The organism is Haloferax sp. Atlit-12N, from assembly GCF_003383095.1.
Taxonomy (GTDB): domain Archaea; phylum Halobacteriota; class Halobacteria; order Halobacteriales; family Haloferacaceae; genus Haloferax.
In genome coordinates this window covers 1-892 of record NZ_PSYW01000048.1, presented here as the reverse complement: position 1 = coordinate 892, position 892 = coordinate 1, and the positions used below count along the sequence as shown (strand labels likewise).

Annotated in this window: 1 protein-coding gene; it reads right to left on the bottom strand. The window is 59.5% G+C overall.

What is annotated here, in order from left to right:
- Positions 1 to 892: beta-galactosidase (locus tag C5B90_RS19915; protein WP_199517578.1), on the bottom strand; the 892-nt coding region annotated here is incomplete at both ends.

Here is an 892-nt window from a genome sequence, read left to right as displayed (position 1 = left end):
GTAACTCTCGTGTTGGTCGACGACGAGACCGGTGAGGTCCGCGAGTGACCCCGGTGCAAGCGTCTCGTGTAGCTGATTGGCCGGCGTCTTCACGCCAGAGCGCGCCCCCACGAGTAACTGACCACCCTGCTCGACGAATAGAGTAAGGTGGTCCGCAAGTTCGGTATCGACGAGGTGAAGCCCCGGTGCGACGACGGCCTCGTAGTCGTCTAGTGGGGCGTCCGGGTGAACGACGTCAACCTGCACGCCACGGGCTCTGAGTACACGGTAGTAACATCGGAGATGCTCCCAATAGTCGAATTCGGGAGCGTGAGGTTGTACACCGATAGCCCACCAATTGTCGTAGTCATGGAGAAGCGCAACAGAAGCGTCAACGTGGTCAACATCAACTGTGGTGAGTTCTTCGGCTGCAGCCTTCGCCTCGTTGTAGCCGCGGTCCGGCGATCCATCTTGCTTCATGAGCCCAGCGTGGTACTGTTCTTGACCCTCTAGACATCGGCGCCAGCGGAAGTACAGAACGGCGTCGGCACCGTGGCCGACTGCATGGTGTGCCCAGAGTCGCATCGCACCGTCACCCGGTTGTGGGCAGGAGGGTGGCCAGTTGACGTCACCGGGTTGTTGCTCCATCACCCAGAACGGAGCATCATTCGTCGCCCGGCAGAGGTCGTGGTTCAGGCCAACTTGATCTGGGTCGCCCGCTCGGAGTTCATCCATCGATGGGTCGGCGGCCCGGCGGTCCTGAACGAAGCCTGTCGGATACGAGTCCCACGAAACCAAATCCAAATCGTTACTGACCTTGTGCATGTCGAGCGTCTCGAAATCCCCCATGAAGTTGTGCGTCACGAACCAGTCACCATGCTCGCGAATGAGATCGGCATGGATACGGTTGTAT